The 18,646-nt window shown below is 34.5% G+C and carries 17 protein-coding genes; 8 read left to right on the top strand and 9 right to left on the bottom strand.

The window, feature by feature from the left end; all coding sequences use genetic code 11:
* Window positions 1-48: 48 nt before the first annotated feature.
* The 7 genes from H600_RS0120080 to H600_RS0120045 form a co-directional block, all read right to left on the bottom strand.
* Window positions 49-1,812, bottom strand: a complete 1,764-nt coding sequence (locus tag H600_RS0120080) for an aromatic amino acid hydroxylase (RefSeq protein ID WP_026730469.1) — start codon at window positions 1,810-1,812, stop codon at window positions 49-51.
* 137 nt (window positions 1,813-1,949) lie between these two features.
* Complete coding sequence (locus H600_RS0120075) at window positions 1,950-2,393, bottom strand: hypothetical protein (RefSeq protein ID WP_026730468.1); 444 nt, start codon at window positions 2,391-2,393, stop codon at window positions 1,950-1,952.
* A gap of 88 nt (window positions 2,394-2,481) precedes the next feature.
* Window positions 2,482-2,892 carry a group III truncated hemoglobin gene (locus tag H600_RS0120070; RefSeq protein WP_026730467.1) on the bottom strand — a complete coding sequence of 137 codons (411 nt, stop codon included), beginning with the start codon at window positions 2,890-2,892 and terminating at the stop codon, window positions 2,482-2,484.
* Window positions 2,893-2,971: 79 nt separating this feature from the next.
* Complete coding sequence (gene ilvA / locus H600_RS0120065) at window positions 2,972-4,216, bottom strand: threonine ammonia-lyase IlvA (RefSeq protein WP_026730466.1); 1,245 nt, start codon at window positions 4,214-4,216, stop codon at window positions 2,972-2,974.
* Window positions 4,217-4,562: 346 nt separating this feature from the next.
* Entirely contained in the window at window positions 4,563-5,102 is a 540-nt protein-coding gene (locus H600_RS0120055) for a DUF4136 domain-containing protein (RefSeq protein WP_026730465.1), read from the bottom strand.
* Between the two features lie 46 nt (window positions 5,103-5,148).
* The gene (locus tag H600_RS0120050) at window positions 5,149-7,125 is read right to left on the bottom strand and encodes a urocanate hydratase (RefSeq protein ID WP_026730464.1); all 1,977 of its coding nucleotides are present in this window, start codon (window positions 7,123-7,125) and stop codon (window positions 5,149-5,151) included.
* 459 nt (window positions 7,126-7,584) lie between these two features.
* A complete protein-coding gene (locus H600_RS0120045; protein ID WP_026730463.1) occupies window positions 7,585-7,767 on the bottom strand; it encodes a C1orf53 family protein in 183 nt (60 codons plus the stop codon).
* A gap of 116 nt (window positions 7,768-7,883) precedes the next feature.
* Between H600_RS0120045 and H600_RS0120040 the strand changes: the two genes are divergently transcribed.
* The 6 genes from H600_RS0120040 to H600_RS0120015 all read left to right on the top strand — a co-directional run bounded on the left by H600_RS0120040 (window position 7,884) and on the right by H600_RS0120015 (window position 14,331).
* Window positions 7,884-8,225 (top strand): hypothetical protein, encoded by a 342-nt coding sequence (locus H600_RS0120040; protein WP_026730462.1) that lies wholly within the window; start codon window positions 7,884-7,886, stop codon window positions 8,223-8,225.
* Window positions 8,226-8,268: 43 nt separating this feature from the next.
* Window positions 8,269-9,177 (top strand): 1-aminocyclopropane-1-carboxylate deaminase/D-cysteine desulfhydrase, encoded by a 909-nt coding sequence (locus tag H600_RS0120035; RefSeq protein WP_026730461.1) that lies wholly within the window; start codon window positions 8,269-8,271, stop codon window positions 9,175-9,177.
* Window positions 9,170-10,069 (top strand): glucosaminidase domain-containing protein, encoded by a 900-nt coding sequence (locus H600_RS0120030; RefSeq protein ID WP_026730460.1) that lies wholly within the window; start codon window positions 9,170-9,172, stop codon window positions 10,067-10,069. The genes H600_RS0120035 and H600_RS0120030 overlap by 8 nt, the downstream gene beginning before the upstream one ends.
* A 39-nt stretch (window positions 10,070-10,108) precedes the next feature.
* On the top strand, window positions 10,109-10,360 hold the full coding sequence (locus tag H600_RS0120025; RefSeq protein ID WP_026730459.1) for a hypothetical protein: 252 nt from the start codon (window positions 10,109-10,111) through the stop codon (window positions 10,358-10,360).
* 41 nt (window positions 10,361-10,401) lie between these two features.
* Entirely contained in the window at window positions 10,402-11,688 is a 1,287-nt protein-coding gene (gene hemL / locus H600_RS0120020; RefSeq protein WP_026730458.1) for a glutamate-1-semialdehyde 2,1-aminomutase, read from the top strand.
* A gap of 174 nt (window positions 11,689-11,862) precedes the next feature.
* On the top strand, window positions 11,863-14,331 hold the full coding sequence (locus H600_RS0120015) for a zinc-dependent metalloprotease (protein WP_026730457.1): 2,469 nt from the start codon (window positions 11,863-11,865) through the stop codon (window positions 14,329-14,331).
* Between the two features lie 55 nt (window positions 14,332-14,386).
* Here the strand turns inward: H600_RS0120015 and H600_RS0120010 are convergent, their stop codons facing one another.
* Complete coding sequence (locus tag H600_RS0120010) at window positions 14,387-14,827, bottom strand: hypothetical protein (protein WP_026730456.1); 441 nt, start codon at window positions 14,825-14,827, stop codon at window positions 14,387-14,389.
* A gap of 183 nt (window positions 14,828-15,010) precedes the next feature.
* Here H600_RS0120010 and H600_RS0120005 point away from each other — a divergent pair, with 183 nt between their 5' ends.
* Both H600_RS0120005 and H600_RS0120000 read left to right on the top strand, forming a co-directional pair.
* Window positions 15,011-16,030, top strand: a complete 1,020-nt coding sequence (locus H600_RS0120005) for a 2-hydroxyacid dehydrogenase (RefSeq protein WP_026730455.1) — start codon at window positions 15,011-15,013, stop codon at window positions 16,028-16,030.
* A gap of 27 nt (window positions 16,031-16,057) precedes the next feature.
* Entirely contained in the window at window positions 16,058-16,654 is a 597-nt protein-coding gene (locus tag H600_RS0120000; RefSeq protein WP_026730454.1) for a hypothetical protein, read from the top strand.
* 258 nt (window positions 16,655-16,912) lie between these two features.
* Here H600_RS0120000 and lysS read toward each other — a convergent pair whose 3' ends face one another.
* On the bottom strand, window positions 16,913-18,616 hold the full coding sequence (gene lysS / locus H600_RS0119995) for a lysine--tRNA ligase (protein WP_026730453.1): 1,704 nt from the start codon (window positions 18,614-18,616) through the stop codon (window positions 16,913-16,915).
* Window positions 18,617-18,646 lie beyond the last annotated feature (30 nt).

The following is an 18,646-nucleotide window of genomic DNA, read 5'->3' as shown; positions in this document are numbered from 1 at the left end:
CTGCGTCTTTGCGAGATTAAAAAAATCTGCGTGAAAAATCTTAGCGTCTTAGTGACTTTGTGGCAAAGAATCAAAAATCAAATCCAATCCGCCAGAAATCAAATGCGCCACTTCAGGACGTTTTTCTTTCAATTGATCAAGATGAACTAAAACTTCCTGAAGAAGTTGTTTATCATCAGAATTCTTTAAAAGTTCTGCAATTTCAACAGTTAACAGCCAGTCGTTAGCATGATTGTTTTTAGCTTTCTCAAAAACAGATTTTAATTCGGTTTTTGAATCTTTATTATTTCTGATGTTTCGAACGGTTGCGTATAAAACTTCCAATTCATCACGTTCATCAGTATGTTTTGCTTTAATAGTTTTCGTTGTCGGAACAATATTAATCAAGTCAAAACTATTCACATCGGCTGGACCTGAAAAAGCAGAAACCACTTTTTTACCAATCGCCATATCATAATTTCCCCAATCAGGCTGAAACAAAATCGTTTCGCCATGAGTTACAGTACAATTTCTAAAACTAATCAAGATAATTTCTCCGTGAAGGTTTCTGGAACCTGTAATAATTTCTCCTTCAACAATAATATTGCCTTCAAATTCTAGTTTTACGGTTTCATTTTCAACAATACTGTAAGCCTGTAAATCCTTCGGACTCATATCTTCAATTGCTAAATTGAAACCTTTTAGTTTCCCAATCGGACTTCCAAATCCGTGAGGATGCGTTAAAGTTCCGTGGCCAACCAATTCTTTTTCGCGATATGCTAAAGCCGTTTTTCCAGTAGTTTGAATGTAAACCGGTTTTCCTTCTTCTTCAATTACATTCGTAAAAACGCCAGAAATTTGTAAACCAGTACTTAGTTCAATAGTTCCTAAAGCATTTGACTGAATCAATTTTTGAATTCCAGAAAGCCCTCCAGTACGTAAAGCCATTTTATTGGCAAATTCTTCTAGAATTAAACTCAAATAAGAGAAAGTTGGAGTAACATAAAGTTGAGGTTGCAACTGTGTAATGTCAAAATTCTGATTCGCAGCCGAAATATCATAAGGGATTTTCTTCACATTATCTGTCATACAATGTGCACTTTCACCAATAGAAGAAAGTAATCCGGCACCGTAAATTTTTGGATTTTCAACAGTTCCAATTAATCCGTATTCAACTGTCCACCAATGTAAATTCCGAATTTGAGCCATTTCAGACAATTCGCCCATATTGTTTTGTAAATCGGCAACTGCTTTTTCAGCTTCGTCAATTTTTTCCTGTGGAGTATCTTCCGCTTCTTTCAAAATCGAAAGCAAACGAATCGCTTCATACATTTGATAATCTTTATGAGAAGAAATTGCTTTGCATCCAATTTCGCCAAAACGTCTTAAATATTCTGCATATTCGGGATTGGCAATAATAGGAGCGTGGCCGGCACCTTCGTGAATAATATCGGGTGCTGGTGTATATTCAATATGTTCTAATTGTCTGATATCTGAAGCAATTACCAAAACGTTGTAGGCTTGAAATTCCATAAAAGCATTTGGCGGAATAAATCCGTCAACGGCAACTGCAGCCCAGCCAATTTCGGTAAGAATACGGTTCATTCCGTACATACTCGGAATAGAATCTATTTCGATTCCGGTTTTTTTCAATCCATCTAAATAGGAGTGATGAGCAACTTTAGAAAGATAATCTACATTTTTACGCATTACATAGCGCCAAACCGCTTGATTAATTGGTGTATAATCACTATAATCCTGAGGCTTAATAAATTGCTTTAAATGTTTAGGCAATCGCTCCAATAACGGATTTGTTTCTATAGATGCATTCATTTCGAAAACGTTGTAGATTAGAATGTAAAATTACGAATTTAGACCGCTAATTTTTGCACTTCATCACAAAATTTTTACTCGAAAGTGTATTTTATTGCATTTTTATAGATTTTTATAGTGTAGAAAGAAAAGGGATTTTAACAGTCATTGTTCTCATAATTGACTTTTTCCATTGTCTTTTCAAAGTTTTCAAGCTCTTTTTTAGTCATTGGAGCTTCTTTCAAATCTACTTTTAATTGCTTTTTAGTATCAGGGCTGATCCATAATCCTGAAAATGTATTTCCGGTTTTCTTCAAAATAAGTACACCGCTAAAATCATGTTCTACCATGATGAATTCATTTTCAGCTTTTCTATTTTGAGTAATGTTCAGCTGAATCCAGTTTTTGGATTTGTTGTAGCGGTACATCGAAGTGAACATTAAGTCGGCGGTACACGGATTTTCTTCTGTTTTGATGTAAACAGTTATTGGCGTTTTTCCGTCGACAGTTCCTTTGTATAAATTCGAGATAGGCGCTGTTTGAGCTTGGATTGTATTGAAAAGTGCGAAACAAATTATAAAAAGCAGTATTATTTTTTTCATCAAAAAAAATTTAGATTCAGTTAAGGGGATTTTACTCAACCAAATTTATTTAAATAATAATAATGTTGCCAATTTCTGAAATTTACTTTTAGGATTTCTTAATTGAATTTCTCAACTCATTTTCAGCATTTCTGAAATATTCAATTTTGTGATTGAACATAAAAGCCATATTCGTTGCACGCATTTTTGCTTCTTCTGTTAGCGGACCAGCAAATTGGGCATCAATTGAAGTGTTGAAAAGTTCAATCCAACGGTCAAAATGAGTTTTGTCAACCGGGAGTTGCTTATGTGGAGGAAATGGAGTTCCAGAATAAGCACGAACATCAAATAAAATTGTCTGCCAAAAACCATACATTTTCTGTAAATGTGGTTCCCAACGATCTTGCAATTTGTCATTAAAAATGGGACCTATAAGGTCGTCTTTCCGAACACTATCGTAAAAACTGTTGACCATTTGTTTTATATCTTCTAAGGTAGAAATGTCTTTAAGAGTTTCCATTGTTTTTTTCTTTCTAAATTGAATTGCAAAAATACGATTTCGCGTATAGTTTATTGATGATATTTATCATTCGGAAATTTTAGCCAATCAATTGCGTAAATAAATCTTGATTATCATTCAAATATTGAAATTCGAAGCCGTTTTGAGTCATTTTCAGTTTGATTGGCATAATATCGTTTTTGTTTTTTAATTCCAAACCAACTACTACAGAACCTACCTCACGGCTGTTTTTCTTTGCAAATTGAAAATAGGTGATGTCGTCGTCTGGCCCGAGTATATTATTTACAAATTCTTTCAATGCTCCGGGACGCTGTGGAAACTGAATCATAAAATAGTGCATCAAACCTTCATAAAGTAAGGAACGCTCTTTTATTTCGGCAGTTCTTTCAATGTCGTTATTGCTTCCGCTGACAATGCAAACCACATTTTTTCCTTTTATTTTATCTGCATAAAAATCCAAAGCAGCAATTGTCAAAGCGCCTGCAGGTTCTACAACCATCGCTTCTTCATTGTACAAACGCAAAATAGTCGTGCAGACTTTGCCTTCTGGAACCAGAATAATATCTTCTAAATTGTAACGGCAAATTTCAAAAGTTTTATCGCCAACTTGTTTTACCGCAGCGCCATCAACAAATTTGTCGATTGTTTTTAATGCGGTATTTTTATTTTCTTCTATGGAAGTTTTCATCGAAGGCGCGCCTTTTGGTTCAACGCCTATGATTTTAGTATTCGGACTTAAATGTTTAAAAACTTCTGATAAACCCGAAGCCAATCCACCGCCGCCAATCGGGACAAAAACATAATCTATAGGTTCTTTAAAGCTTTCTAATATTTCCAATCCTACGGTTCCTTGGCCTGCAATTACTTTTTCATCATCAAAAGGGTGAATGAAAGTTTTATGATTTTTGAGGGCGTCTGCAGTTGCTGAAGCGTAAGCGTCATCAAAAGTATCTCCTGTTAAAACAATTTCTACGAATGATTTTCCAAACAATTGTACTTGTTTTACTTTTTGTTTTGGAGTGGTTTTTGGCATGTAAATTTTGCCATTTATTTTAAGAAGATTACAAGAATATGCTACACCTTGTGCGTGATTTCCTGCGCTGGCACAAACAATTCCGTTTGCTTTTTCTTTTTCATTTAATGACGAAATCTTATTGTAAGCGCCTCTAATTTTATATGACCGAACAATTTGCAAATCTTCTCTTTTTAATAAAATAGTCGATTTGAATTCGTCTGAAAGATTCAAATTTTGGGTAAGAGGCGTTGCTGCAACTACATTTTCAAGTTGCTTTTTTGCATTAAGTACTTCGTTGAATAAACTCATGATGTTTTGTTTTTTGCCACGAATTACACGAATTAGCACTAATTTTTATTTTTAAAGCTTAAAAAGTAATTCGTGTTTATTCGTGTAATTCGTGGCGACTTTTAATTATTTTTTAAAATAAAAAACCTCCCGTTTTGGGAGGTTTTTATAAATTATATTTTACAAACTTATATAACACCTCGCCATTACTGCTGAATTGCAATAATGCTAATAATAGCGATAATAATGTTGTTAAAGTTTTTCATTTTTTTAGCTGATTGAGTAGCAAAAGTATTATTTTTTTTTGGAAAGTTTACAACTATTTGAATTTTTATAAAAAGCTGCAAACTGAAACTGTGACTGAAAACTATTTTTTAACTGGCGGATATTGTGCTAAAATTTTGCTTACGAATTCTGTAATTTTAGCATCTTTTTTATCAACGTTTTTAGTCAATGTTCCAACGCCTTCACCTTGCCAAATCATTTCTTTCTTTTTCGCGTCGATTAAATCAATAAACAAAGTTCCTTCAGTAGAGCTAGAAACTGTTGTTGTTCCTCCGTACATCATGTAAGGATTCCATCCGTATCCCCAGCCGTAACCCCATCCAGCGCTAAATTGATTTACGCTAAGCTGTTCTCTCGATTTAGTAAATATATTGATTAACAAATCTGGGTTTTCGCTTTTTGTAAAACCTTTAGCTTGCATTTGATCGTCGATCGCATGAAGAATACGTCTTTTATCCAAATCAGAAATTTCGACCTTGTCAATTCCGGGCTTAAAATAAGCATAAGTTTTATAGGGCGCAAAATCGACATTTTTATCATAGTCAGAATAAACACTTACCGTGTCGCAAGAAGCTAAAAGCATTAAAAGCAGAAAAATCGGTACTAATTTGAATGTTTTCATATGTTTAAAAATTAAATGTTCTCGTTTTAAAAAAGAGAACTTTTGACTAAAATAGCGTTTCGTCAACTATATTAGGTAAAGTTACTTTTAGTAAAGGCTCCACTTGCATTGCTCTTTTTATCGCAAAAATTGCTTCATCATTTCGAGCCCAGCTTCTTCTTGAAATTCCGTTATTAACATCCCAAAAAAGCATTGATGCTAAACGTTTTGAAGCTTCTTTAGAGCCATCAAGAACCATACCAAATCCGCCATTTATAACCTCGCCCCAGCCAACGCCGCCGCCATTGTGAATTGATACCCAAGTTGCGCCTCTAAAGCTGTCTCCAATTACGTTATGAATCGCCATATCAGCAGTAAAACGAGATCCATCATAAATGTTTGAGGTTTCTCTATAAGGCGAATCTGTTCCTGAAACGTCATGATGATCGCGTCCTAAAACAACGGCTCCAATTTCGCCTTTTGCAATGGCTTGGTTGAATGCTTCAGCAATTTTAATTCTTCCTTCCGCATCAGCGTAAAGAATCCTTGCCTGAGAACCCACAACTAATTTATTTTCTTGTGCACCTTTTATCCATTTAATGTTGTCCTGCATTTGTTGCTGAATTTCATTTGGAGCTGTTTTTGCCATTTCTTCTAAAATCTTCGAAGCAATTGCATCCGTTTTTTGAAGATCTTCCGGTTTTCCTGAAACACAAACCCATCTGAAAGGACCAAAACCGTAATCAAAACACATTGGGCCCATAATGTCCTGAACGTAGCTTGGATACTTAAAATCGATATTATTTTCGGCCATTACATCGGCGCCCGCACGAGAAGCTTCTAATAAAAAGGCATTTCCGTAATCGAAAAAGTAAGTTCCTTTTGCAGTGTGTTTATTTATTGCCAAAGCTTGTCTGCGCAATGATTCCTGAACTTTTTCTTTGAATAATTCCGGATTATTTGCCATCATTTCATTCGCTTCCTCAAAAGAAATTCCGACAGGATAATAGCCACCAGCCCAAGGATTGTGAAGCGAAGTCTGATCTGAACCTAAATCAATTTTGATGTTTTCTTTATCGAAACATTCCCAAACGTCAACCACATTTCCCAAATAAGCGATAGAAACCGTTTCCTTATTGGCTTTCGCCAAAGTAACTCTCTGAACCAATTCTTCAGTTGAAGTTACAATTTCATTAATCCATCCTTGCTCATGACGAATTTTAGTGATTTTCGGATTCACTTCGGCGCAGACCGTAATACATCCCGCAATATTTCCTGCTTTTGGCTGTGCGCCTGACATTCCTCCAAGTCCGGAAGTAACGAATAAACTTCCTTCAGGATTTTGTTTTATTTTTCTGAAACCATTTAAAACTGTAATTGTAGTTCCGTGCACAATTCCTTGTGGACCAATGTACATGTAACTTCCCGCAGTCATTTGTCCGTATTGCGAAACGCCTAAAGCATTCATTTTTTCCCAATCGTCCGGTTTAGAATAATTCGGGATTACCATTCCGTTTGTCACGACAACTCTTGGAGCTTCAGAATGTGAAGGAAATAATCCCATCGGATGTCCAGAATACATGGTTAAAGTCTGCTCATCTGTCATTTCAGACAAATATTGCATCGTCAATAAATATTGCGCCCAGTTTTGGAAAACCGCTCCGTTTCCTCCATAAGTAATCAATTCATGCGGATGTTGCGCTACAGCATAATCCAAATTATTCTGAATCATGTGCATAATGGCTTTTGCCTGTAGAGATTTTCCCGGATATTCGTCGATTGGTCTTGCATACATTCTGTAATCCGGACGAAGACGGTACATATAAATACGACCGTAAGTTTCTAATTCTTCTGAAAATTCCTGAATTAATTCAGCGTGATGTTTTGGTTCAAAATAGCGCAAAGCATTTTTTAAAGCCAGTTTTTTCTCTTCTGCCGAAAGAATTTCTTTTCGTTTTGGAGCGTGATTAATTGCTGGATCGTATTCTTTTCTTTGAGGTAATATTGAAGGAATTCCTTGCTGTATTTGTTCTTTGAAAGTCATTTTTTTTAAGATTCTAAGGTGCTGAGGATCTAAGATGCTAAGATATTGCGGTTAGATTAACAACAGATTAATTTTTTGTTTTTTTAGATTATTTCGTCCCGCTAGGACTTAAATTCTGACCGATAAATTTTATTTCTATAAATATTACAATCCTAACGGATTTATTTTTTCAGCATTGGAAAGGCGTAATATTTGTAGAAAACAATACGGTCAGTTGGTAAAAGCTCCATAGGAGCGAAATCCCTGTCAATGTAAATTGATCTGAAATAATTCTCATTTTCAAATCGACTCATTGTCACATTGACACATTTTCTAAATAAAAAAACTAAGGATAACGGATATCCGACCTATGATAGGATTTGTGGATCTTAATCCTGAATTTTCTTGAATGGATATCCATATAATATTTTAGATTGTTGATTGTAGATTTTGGAATTATCTAATTGACATATTTTCAAATTATCTCATTTTTTTAATTTCCCCTGTTCGTTTATCAAATCCGTACGGGCAATGACGGCAACCGCTTTTACAGCAATAACCTCTTTTTAAATGATGTTTTTCAGTAAAGCATTTGTAACCTTCGGGCGTATAGTAAAAATCTTCGCCTTCGATTAATTTATTTTCATTACTTTGCTCTTTCATAAACCTGCTTTGCGTTCGTTTTCGATAACTTTAAAAATCAAAAATAAAAATATTTGATTATGAATTTATTGAAATCGAATAATTTTATAGCTACAAATTTATAAATTTTACAGCCAATGTTTCTGATTGTTGCCAAATATTTAATTCCGAAAGGATATCGAGGAATGGCTGTATTTCCGTTTGTATTGGTGAAATATGATTTTGACAAAACAAATGGAGTTTTTGTAAATCATGAAAAAATTCATTTGAGACAACAATTAGAACTTTTAATACTTCCGTTTTTTGTTTGGTATTTTTTAGAATATCTCATTCGTTTCATTCAATACAAAAACGGCGCTTTGGCCTATCGAAATATAAGTTTTGAAAGAGAAGCTTACGCGAAAGAAACCGACATGAATTATTTGAAAAATCGATCATTTTTTCAGTTTTTACATTATATAAAAAGCGATAAGCTTTAAAAAATAATAATGAATTATCACTTTCGACTTTCAACTTAAAAAAATGAATCCAGTTTTCAATCAACATATCAATATTAATTTTTCCAATGCTATCTCTCTGACAATAAAACGAGAAGATCTCATTCATCCGTTTGTTTCGGGAAATAAATTTAGAAAACTGAAATATAATTTGCTTCAGGCGAAAGCCGAAAATAAAAACACACTTTTGACTTTTGGAGGAGCATTTTCTAACCATATTGCGGCGGTTGCTTTTGCAGGAAAAGAACAAGGATTTAAAACTATTGGAATTATTCGAGGCGATGAGCTTTTGGATAAAATTGAAGAAAATCCGACTTTAAAATTTGCTCAGGAAAACGGAATGGAATTTGAATTTGTCTCGAGAGAAGAGTATCGTTTAAAAAGTGAAGAATCTTTTATAGAAAAACTGAAAACTAAGTTTGGTGATTTTTATTTAGTTCCTGAAGGCGGTACAAATGAACTCGCTGTAAAAGGGTGTGAAGAAATTTTAACAGAAGAAGATTCGGTTTTTGATTATGTTTGTTGCGCTGTAGGAACCGGCGGAACAATTTCAGGATTAATAAATAGTGCATTGCCTAATCAGAAAATTTTAGGTTTTCCGGCATTAAAAGGTGATTTTTTAAACGATGAAATTCGTATTTTTGCAAAAAAAGATAACTGGGAATTAGTTTCTGACTATCATTTTGGAGGTTATGGCAAAATAAATTTAGAATTAATTGAATTTATCAATGCTTTTTTTGAAGAAAATAAAGTGCCCTTAGATCCAATTTATACAGGAAAAATGGTTTTTGGCGTTATAGATTTAATCAACAAAAATTATTTTCCTGCACATTCAAAAATTTTACTTATTCACACCGGCGGATTGCAGGGCATTAGCGGCATGAATATAAAGTTGAAGCAGAAAAAATTACCAACACTCATAACCAATGATTAAAAAAAGTATATTACTTCTCGTAATATTAGTCTTAGCAAGCTGCTCATCTAGCAAGCCTGTTATAGCGACGACTAAAAAAGTGGCAGCCACTCAAGCCAAAACAGCTTCGGTTAAAAAAAGCCCGGTGGCTAAACCAATAGGTAAAAATTATCCTTCTACAAATAATACAACTGAGGTTATTCAGTCTACTTCAAAAACCGTTGTAACTAGTGATTTAATCAATAATTATATCTTTCAATTTAAAGATATTGCAATGGGAAATATGAAAACTTATGGAATTCCCGCGAGTATTATTTTGGCGCAAGGAATTTTAGAATCTGGCGCAGGAAAAGGAGATTTGGCGCTTGAAGCTAATAATCATTTCGGAATAAAATGCCATAAAGATTGGTTGGGAGAGAGTGTACGCCACGACGATGATTCGGCTCAAGAATGTTTTAGGAAATATCCTCACGCATCAGAATCTTATAGAGATCACGCACTATTTTTGGTTGGGAAAAAGAGATATGAATCTTTGTTTACTTATGAAAAAGACGATTATAAAGCTTGGGCAAAAGGACTGAGAGCTTGTGGTTATGCTACAGATCCTAATTATCCAGATAAATTGATAAGCTATATTGAACGTTATAATTTGCATCAATATGATTGTCAGATTACAGGGAAAAATTATGTTGCAATTAATAAAACAGCTCCAACAAAAAAATCATCTTATAATGTGAATTCTGATCCAAAGATAAATTTGGACTCCAACGATCCTAATTTATATGAAGTTCAAAAAGGAGATACACTATATTCAATTTCAAAAAAATTCAATTTATTGGTCGATGATTTAAAACAAAAAAATAATTTGACGGATAATGCGATTTCAATTGGACAGAAGTTGAAGGTTAAATAAGTGTTCAGTCTCAGTCTCAGTCTCAGTTTTCAGTAAATAATGAAGAAGAAAATTTCAATTGTAATTTTTATTTCTGTCGTAGTTTTAACTATCAGACTTTTTTGCGGTGTTTATCGCCACGATGAGTTTCCAGAAAAACACTTTTTCATAAAACATAGACCAACTTGGAAATGGAGATTTTTTTCGCCAATAGGGCAATCAGATTTGACAATTCAAGAACTTACCAAAGAAGAACAAATAGAACAAAAATATTTCAATGAGTTTGTAAGGGATCAAGGTTTAAGTCGATAATTTAAATCTAAAATCTAAACTCAAAAATCTAAAATAGAAAAATGTTATATAAAAGAAGTAGTCAGCTTTTTGCTGAAGCAGAAAAAGTAATTCCAGGAGGAGTAAATTCACCAGTAAGAGCGTTTAAAGCAGTTGGCGGAACTCCGATTTTTGTAAAAAGTGCTAAAGGTGCTTATTTGTATGATGAAGACGGAAATAAATTAATTGATTATATCAACTCATGGGGGCCAATGGTTTTAGGTCATGCGTACGAGCCAGTTGTGGATGCTGTAGTTGAAAAAGCTAAACTTGGAACTTCATTTGGAATGCCAACAGAATTGGAAACAGAGATCGCTGCTTTGGCGGTTTCTATGGTTCCAAATATCGATAAAATTCGTTTTGTAAATTCGGGAACAGAAGCTTGTATGAGCGCGATTCGACTTGCAAGAGGATTTACAAAAAGAGATAAAATCATCAAATTTGCAGGTTGTTATCACGGACATTCAGATTCGTTTTTGATTCAGGCAGGAAGTGGCGCTGTAACTTTTGGTTCACCAAATAGTCCAGGCGTTACAGAAGGAACTGCAAAAGATACTTTATTGGCTAAATACAATGATTTAGAAAACGTAAAAACGTTAATCGAAGCAAATAAAGGAGAAATTGCAGCAATTATTATTGAAGCAGTTGCAGGAAATATGGGTTGTATTCCGCCTGCAAAAGGTTTCTTGGAAGGTTTAAGAGAATTGTGTACAGCAAACGGAATTTTATTGATTTTTGATGAGGTAATGACTGGTTTCCGTTTGGCTCGTGGTGGTGTTCAAGAATTATACGGCATTGATGCTGATATCGTGACTTTCGGAAAAGTAATTGGAGGAGGACTTCCGGTTGGTGCTTTTGCAGCACGTGAAGAAATCATGAATTATTTAGCACCACTAGGTCCAGTTTATCAAGCAGGAACATTATCTGGAAATCCGTTGGCTATGGCAGCTGGATTGGCCATGTTGAAAGCACTTGATTCTGACAAGGAAATCTTTACTCGTTTAGAGGAGAAAACAGCTTATTTAGAAGCTGGAATCGATAGGGTTTTAAAAGCAAACAATGTTGTTTTTACCATCAATAGAGTAGGTTCAATGATTTCCGTTCATTTTGACGCAAATCCAGTTACAGATTTCCAAACTGCAGCAAAAGGAGATAATGAAACTTTCAAGAAATTCTTCCACGGATTGTTGCAGGAAGGCGTTTATATTGCGCCATCGGCATACGAAACTTGGTTTATCACTGATGCTTTAACATATGAAGATTTAGATTTTACAATCAATGCAATTGATAAAGTTTCAAAAACATTTTAATTTTAGAAATTAAAATAGAAATAAATTAAAGTCCGCCTTTTCCAAAGAGCGGACTTTTTTATGATTATTATCCTTATTTTGTAGTTAATAAAAAGTTAATGAAGGGTATTTTTCGTGTGTTATTGTAATCAAAAATTATTTTTGTTTATCAAATAACCATTAAACCTGCAATAAATGAAGAAATTTTTGATTTTATCTGCAATAGCTACATTCATGCTATTTCCAGCAAATCAATTTGCCCAGTCGAAAAAGAAAAAGGACGAAACTCCAGTTGCTCCTCCGGAGAAAAAATCAGAATCTACGATTAAAGAATACAGCAAAGTAATTACAAAAGATGCTGTTTCAGATGAAGGACTTTTCACTGTTCACAAAGTAGATAAAAAATACTACTTCGAAATCCCAAACAAATATTTAGATAAAGATATGCTGCTTGTAAGCAGATTAGCAAAACTGCCTTCAAACTTAGGCGGAGGTTATGTAAACGCTGGGTCTGAAACGAATGAACAATTAGTTGTGTGGCAGCGTTTTCAAGATAAGATTTTAATCAAATCAAAATCATATAACTCGGTTGCAAATGATACTTTGCCCATCAGTATTTCGGTAAAATCAAACAATTATGACCCTACATTATTTGCCTTCGATATTGTAGCTTTCAGCAAAGATTCGGCTAATACTGTAATTGATGTGACTAAATTTTACAGTACAGATGTGAAGGCAATTAGTGGAATTTCGGCAGAAATGCGTGAAACGTACAAAGTAAAAGGGTTGGATGATTCTAGAAGTTTCATTAATAAAATTAAAAGTTTTCCGATGAACATAGAAGTCATTCAAGATATGACTTATAATGCTTCAAAACCATCAATGTTGGAAGATACAGAATCAATCAGCATTCAGATGAATCAATCGATGATTTTATTGCCAGAAGTGCCAATGCAACCACGATTAGCAGATCCGCGCGTAGGTTGGTTTACGGTTAGTCAATATGATTATGGCAGCAATGAATTAAAATCGGATCTTAAAACCTATATTAGACGATGGAGATTGGAACCAAAAGATCCGGAAGCTTATGCAAGAGGAGAATTGGTTGAACCAATAAAACCGATTGTATATTATTTAGATCCTGCAACTCCGGCAAAATTGAAAAAATATATCAAACAAGGAATTGAGGAATGGCAAAAACCTTTTGAAACTGCCGGATTTAAAAATGCGATTATCGCAAAAGACGCACCAACAAAAGAAGAAGATCCTGATTTTAGTCCGGAAGATATTCGTTATTCTGTGATTCGTTATGTGGCAAGTACAACAAGAAATGCAGTTGGACCAAGCGTTTCTGACCCTAGAACGGGTGAAATTATCGAGAGTGATGTAATTTGGTATCACAATCATTTACGTTCGTACAGAAACAGATATTTGCTTGAAACTGGAGCTGCAAATCCGTCAGCGAGAACGTTGCAAACAAGCGATGAAGAAATGGGCGAAATGATGCGAATGGTTATTGCGCACGAAGTCGGCCATGCATTAGGTTTTCCGCATAATATGGGCGCAAGTTCGTCATATGATTGTGAAAGCTACAGAAATGGTGATTTTACGCAGAAAAACGGCATCTCTGCAAGTATCATGGATTATGCTCGCTATAATTATATTGCGCAACCTGGCGATCAAAATATTCGTTTTATTCGAAAAATGGGAGCTTATGATCATTATGCGTTGAATTGGGGGTATAGAGTAATTCCAAATGCAAAATCGCCTGAAGCGGAAAAAGCGACTTTAGATAAATGGATTTTAGATAAAGCAGGAAATCCAATTTATAAATTCGGAAAACAAAGCAGTACGTTTGATCCTTCTTCTCAAACAGAGGACATTGGAAATAATTCAATGAAAGCCAGTACATATGGAATGAAAAATCTGGAATATGTAGCAAATCATTTGAGTGAGTGGACGAGCAAAGCAACAAACGATTATGATGACTTAAGCGAATTATACAAAGAAATGCTAGATGTTTGGGGAAGATATGTTGGACATGTTGTAACGAATGTTGGAGGTGTTTATGAAAACACAAAAAATCCAAATCAGCCTGGAAATGTTTACGAAGTAGTTCCAAAAGCACAGCAAATTGATGCAATGAACTGGCTTCAAGCAAATGCTTTTGCGTCGCCAACTTGGATTGTCAATATCAATACATTAAAAAATACGGAATACGCTGGCTACACAGAAACTTTCAGAAGCATTCAGGTTAGGCATTTAAACAATTTGTTGAGTTTGCCTCGCATTGGAAGATTGATGGATAATGAAATTTTGGGTGCAGATACTTATAAGGCGTTGGATTTCTTCAAAGACCTTCGCAAAGGAATTTGGAAAGAAACAGCAACAGCATCAAATGTTACTATTTACCGCAGAAATCTGCAGAGAGCTTACATTGACAGAATGGGCTATTTAATGACTGAAGAACTTAAACCTAATGATCGATTTGGAGCCTACTACAATGTAGCACAATCAGATTTAAGAGCTTTGGTTCGTGGTGAATTAAGTACTTTGAAAAAATCATTAACAGCAGCAAAGGCGACAGCTGTAAATACAGAAACAAAATACCATTATGAGGATTGCATCAAACGAATTGATTTGATTTTAAATCCAATTAAATAAGAGATTTATAAAACAAAAAAGAGGCTTTTAAAGCCTCTTTTTTTATGAAAACAATTTAGTTGCTTTCATTTTTGTATTCTCTCATTTTTTCTCTTGCCTTGTCTTTGTTTTCTTCCTGGATTTTTTTCCATTTGGTGTATTGGTCAGCATTCAAAATTGATTTCATTTTAGCGTCGTTTGCATCTTTTTCAGCCAACATTTCTTTTTTGAAAGCTTCTCTTTCGGCAGCAGTTGGTTTTGTGTTGCTGTCTCTATTTGCTTGACGCGCTTCTCTCAGTTTTTCTGCTTTAGCGCTTCGGTCTGCCAAAAGCTGTTTTACTTGCGCTTGTTGATTAGCATCTAAGGTCAATTCAGAAGTTAGTTTTTTCAGCTGTTTTTCATTTCGCTGTTCTGGCGTCATTCTTTCTCTTTGGTCACGAGCTGGTTTTTGAGCCATGTCTTGCGCAAAAGAGGCTACTCCGACAAATAACATTGCGGCGATAATTAATTTTTTCATGATTAAGTTTTTTTAATTGTTATATCGATTAGACTTTTTGAAATTAATTAGGTTTAATTTCTTTAAAAGAATTATGTTTTGTTTAACAAATTGATATATAATCTATTAAAACGTTTCCTATAAGAGTAATAGTATAGAAATAATTGCGTATTTTTAATGAATCAACGTTTAGTATAAATTTTTATGAGCACAAATACCACATCAAGTAAAATAGCCTTTTTTTCAACGCAGCCATACGACAAAACTTTTTTCAATAAATACAATGCTGATTTTGGTTTTCAATTGGATTTTTTTGAAACGCAACTGAATCCACAGACCGTTGTATTAATTGAAGAATGCGAAATTGTTTGTGTATTTGTAAATGATATTGTAAACGAATCAGTTATAAAACAATTAGCAGAGAAAAATGTAAAAATTATTGCTTTGCGTTGTGCTGGATTTAACAATGTCGATTTAGAAGCAGCTAAAAAATACAATTTAAAAGTCTGCCGCGTTCCCGCATATTCGCCACAGGCAGTTGCGGAACATGCTATGGCAATGATTTTGACTTTAAACCGAAAAACACACAAAGCATACAATAGGGTTCGTGAGCAAAATTTCTCTTTAAACGGATTATTAGGTTTTGATTTATTCGGAAAAACAATTGGAATTATCGGGACGGGAAATATCGGGAAAGCATTTTCAAAAATCGCATTAGGTTTTGGCTGTAAAGTGCTGGCTTATGATATTGTTGAAAATGAGGACATGAAAAAAGAAGGCGTTTCTTTTGTGAGTTTAGAGGAAATTTTCAAATCAAGCGATATTATTTCACTTCATTGTCCCTTAAACGAGCAGACAAAGCATGTTATTAATTCGGCTTCCATTTCTTTGATGAAAGACAGCGTAATGATCATCAATACCAGCCGTGGCGGATTAATTGAAACGGCGTCAGTTATTGAAGGTTTAAAAGAAGGGAAAATTGGTTATTTGGGAATCGATGTTTACGAGCAGGAAGAAAAGCTATTCTTTAGAGATCTTTCTGCAGATATTATTCAGGATGATGCAATTCAGCGTTTGATGAGTTTTCCGAATGTTTTGGTAACAGCGCATCAAGCTTTCTTTACTAACGAAGCTTTAACGCAGATTGCATTGGTTACGTTTAATAATATCAAATCGCTTTTAGAGCAAAATGATATTGAAAATAAAGCGGCATTATTAGTTTAGAAAAATATTAATTTAATGAATCAAATTATGAAAAGTAAAATTCTAATCCTGATCGGAATTTTGGCATTGTCTTCATGTCAGAATAAAACGGAGAAAAAAAATATTATAAAAACTATTGTTCAGGATACATTATCTAAAACAATGGGCGGAACGGCAGATTTAAGTGAAGTTTCTGACAAAGATGATAAAACAGTAGAGTTAATCCGAAAACAATTGCAGGTTTTATTGCAGAAGGATTTACCCGCGATGACAAAAAATGATCGCTACTTTTATTATGAAGCTTTTGACTTGAATAACGATCAAAAAGATGAATATTTCGTTGGTTTCTCCAATTCGTATTTCTGCGGAAGCGGAGGCTGTTCGGGGTACATTTTGAATAATGACGGAAGTGTAATCAATCGTTTTTCTGTAACCGATTTCCCGATTTCTGTAACAACTTCATCAACAGAAAAATTTTATGATCTTATATTTGAAAGTGGAGGAGAATTTCATCTTCTAAAAATGAAAAACGGAAAATATCCTTCAAATCCTTCGGTTCAAGAAGTTATAAAAGGAAATGCTCCAAAAGAAACTACAAAGGTTTTGGATATTCAAGTAAAGAAATTGGAGAAGTATTCGTTTTAAATAATGATTCAAATTTAAATCTTATTTAAACTGGACTGAAGTCCAGCTCTACAATATAATTTGTTCCTTCGGAACTGTGAAAGAACTTTAGCTTGATTCATATTGTAGGGCCGGACTTCAGTCCGGTTGACGTTTGATGGTTGACATTTGGATTTGGTTTAAAAAATGCAATAAAAAACCCGACAGGTTTTTAAAAACCTGTCGGGTTTGAAATTATTATAAAATCCAACTTGGAATTTGGAATTTCAATTTTGGAATTTAACCCACCAATTCAACAAATTTAAACTCGCCGTCAACAACAACTTTAGTTAAACCGTGTTTAGATAAGTTTTTCATAGACGCATCCCATTTTTTACCGCTTAAATTAGCTGTAATTTTTAGCTGGGTTAAATCCATTCTATTTTCACTTTTTGTAAGCAAGTCAATAATGAATTTTTCTTCGTCAGAAAGTTCAATCTGAGCTTGCTTTTTCTCAGGGCGCATTTGCGGGAACAATAAAACTTCCTGAATAGAAGCGTTATTAGTCAAATACATAATCAAACGATCCATTCCAATTCCCATTCCAGAAGTTGGAGGCATACCGTACTCAAGAGCTCTCAAGAAATCTTCGTCGATAATTCCGTTTGCTTCATCATCACCTTTTGCAGCCAAACGCATTTGGTCTTCAAAACGTTCACGTTGATCAATTGGGTCATTTAATTCAGAATAAGCATTTGCAATTTCTTTTCCGCAAACCATTAATTCAAAACGTTCCGTCAAGTCTGGATTATCGCGGTGCTCTTTACAAAGCGGTGACATTTCTTTTGGATAATCAGTAATGAAAGTTGGTTGAATATAATTTCCTTCACATTTTGCTCCAAAAATCTCATCAATCAATTTTCCTTTACCCATTGTTTCGTCAACCTCGATTCCCATTCCTCTTGCTGCTTCAAACAATTCCTGTTCTGTTTTTCCAGAAATATCAAAATCAGTAAAATGTTTGATAGAATCTGTCATTGTTACACGAGCGTAAGGTGCTTTAAAGTTAATTTTGTGTTCACCAAAAGTAACTTCGCTAGTTCCATTTACAGCAATCGCACAATGCTCCAATAAACCTTCAGCAAATTCCATCATCCAGTTGTAGTCCTTGTAGGCTACATATATTTCCATTGCAGTAAATTCAGGATTATGCGTTCTATCCATTCCTTCGTTACGGAAGTTTCTAGAAAACTCATAAACACCTTCAAATCCACCAACAATTAATCTTTTTAAGTATAATTCATTCGCAATACGCATGTAAAGCGGAATATCAAGCGAGTTATGGTGCGTAATAAATGGTCTTGCCGAAGCACCACCAGGAATTGATTGTAAAACAGGAGTATCAACTTCCAAATATCCTGCATCGTTAAAATAACCACGCATTGCTGTAAATAACTTTGTACGTTTGATGAAAGTTTCTTTAACTTGTGGATTTACAGTTAAATCTACATAACGCATTCTGTAACGCAATTCAGCGTCATTGAAAGCGTCGTGAACATTTCCTTCTTCATCAACTTTTGGCAAAGGCAACGGGCGCAACGTTTTGCTTAAGAAAGTAAAACCGCTCACGCGAATACATTTTGCACCAACTTGAGTTGTAAACAATTCACCTTCGATACCAATAAAATCACCTAAATCGGTTAATTTTTTGAATACCTGGTTGTATAAAGTTTTATCGTCACCTTCACATAAAACATCACGATTCACGTACAATTGAATACGCCCTTCGCTGTCTTGTAGCTCAGCAAAACAAGCCTTACCCTGATCACGAACACTCATCAAACGTCCCGCAACGATAACCTTCTTGCCCTCTTCAAATGACTCCTTTATCTGCTTCGAAGTATGATTTACAGGAAAAAGATTAGCCGGATAAGGATTGATTCCTAAGTTGCGTAAGTTCTGAAGTTTTTCTCTTCTAATGATTTCTTGTTCTGATAATGCCATTTTGTGCTCTGTTTTTTAAGTGTGCAAAGA

It is taken from the genome of Flavobacterium denitrificans DSM 15936 (assembly GCF_000425445.1).
Classification (GTDB): Bacteria; Bacteroidota; Bacteroidia; order Flavobacteriales; family Flavobacteriaceae; genus Flavobacterium; species Flavobacterium denitrificans.
This window is presented reverse-complemented; position numbering and strand designations above follow the sequence as displayed.

Bases quoted from the DNA above. Each gene is read 5' to 3' on its own strand.
- H600_RS0120080 (WP_026730469.1), bottom strand. From the start codon at position 1,812: ATGAATGCATCTATAGAAACAAATCCGTTATTGGAGCGATTGCCTAAA.
- H600_RS0120075 (WP_026730468.1), bottom strand. From the start codon at position 2,393: ATGAAAAAAATAATACTGCTTTTTATAATTTGTTTCGCACTTTTCAAT.
- H600_RS0120070 (WP_026730467.1), bottom strand. From the start codon at position 2,892: ATGGAAACTCTTAAAGACATTTCTACCTTAGAAGATATAAAACAAATG.
- ilvA (WP_026730466.1), bottom strand. From the start codon at position 4,216: ATGAGTTTATTCAACGAAGTACTTAATGCAAAAAAGCAACTTGAAAAT.
- H600_RS0120055 (WP_026730465.1), bottom strand. From the start codon at position 5,102: ATGAAAACATTCAAATTAGTACCGATTTTTCTGCTTTTAATGCTTTTA.
- H600_RS0120050 (WP_026730464.1), bottom strand. From the start codon at position 7,125: ATGACTTTCAAAGAACAAATACAGCAAGGAATTCCTTCAATATTACCT.
- H600_RS0120045 (WP_026730463.1), bottom strand. From the start codon at position 7,767: ATGAAAGAGCAAAGTAATGAAAATAAATTAATCGAAGGCGAAGATTTT.
- H600_RS0120040 (WP_026730462.1), top strand. From the start codon at position 7,884: ATGTTTCTGATTGTTGCCAAATATTTAATTCCGAAAGGATATCGAGGA.
- H600_RS0120035 (WP_026730461.1), top strand. From the start codon at position 8,269: ATGAATCCAGTTTTCAATCAACATATCAATATTAATTTTTCCAATGCT.
- H600_RS0120030 (WP_026730460.1), top strand. From the start codon at position 9,170: ATGATTAAAAAAAGTATATTACTTCTCGTAATATTAGTCTTAGCAAGC.
- H600_RS0120025 (WP_026730459.1), top strand. From the start codon at position 10,109: ATGAAGAAGAAAATTTCAATTGTAATTTTTATTTCTGTCGTAGTTTTA.
- hemL (WP_026730458.1), top strand. From the start codon at position 10,402: ATGTTATATAAAAGAAGTAGTCAGCTTTTTGCTGAAGCAGAAAAAGTA.
- H600_RS0120015 (WP_026730457.1), top strand. From the start codon at position 11,863: ATGAAGAAATTTTTGATTTTATCTGCAATAGCTACATTCATGCTATTT.
- H600_RS0120010 (WP_026730456.1), bottom strand. From the start codon at position 14,827: ATGAAAAAATTAATTATCGCCGCAATGTTATTTGTCGGAGTAGCCTCT.
- H600_RS0120005 (WP_026730455.1), top strand. From the start codon at position 15,011: ATGAGCACAAATACCACATCAAGTAAAATAGCCTTTTTTTCAACGCAG.
- H600_RS0120000 (WP_026730454.1), top strand. From the start codon at position 16,058: ATGAAAAGTAAAATTCTAATCCTGATCGGAATTTTGGCATTGTCTTCA.
- lysS (WP_026730453.1), bottom strand. From the start codon at position 18,616: ATGGCATTATCAGAACAAGAAATCATTAGAAGAGAAAAACTTCAGAAC.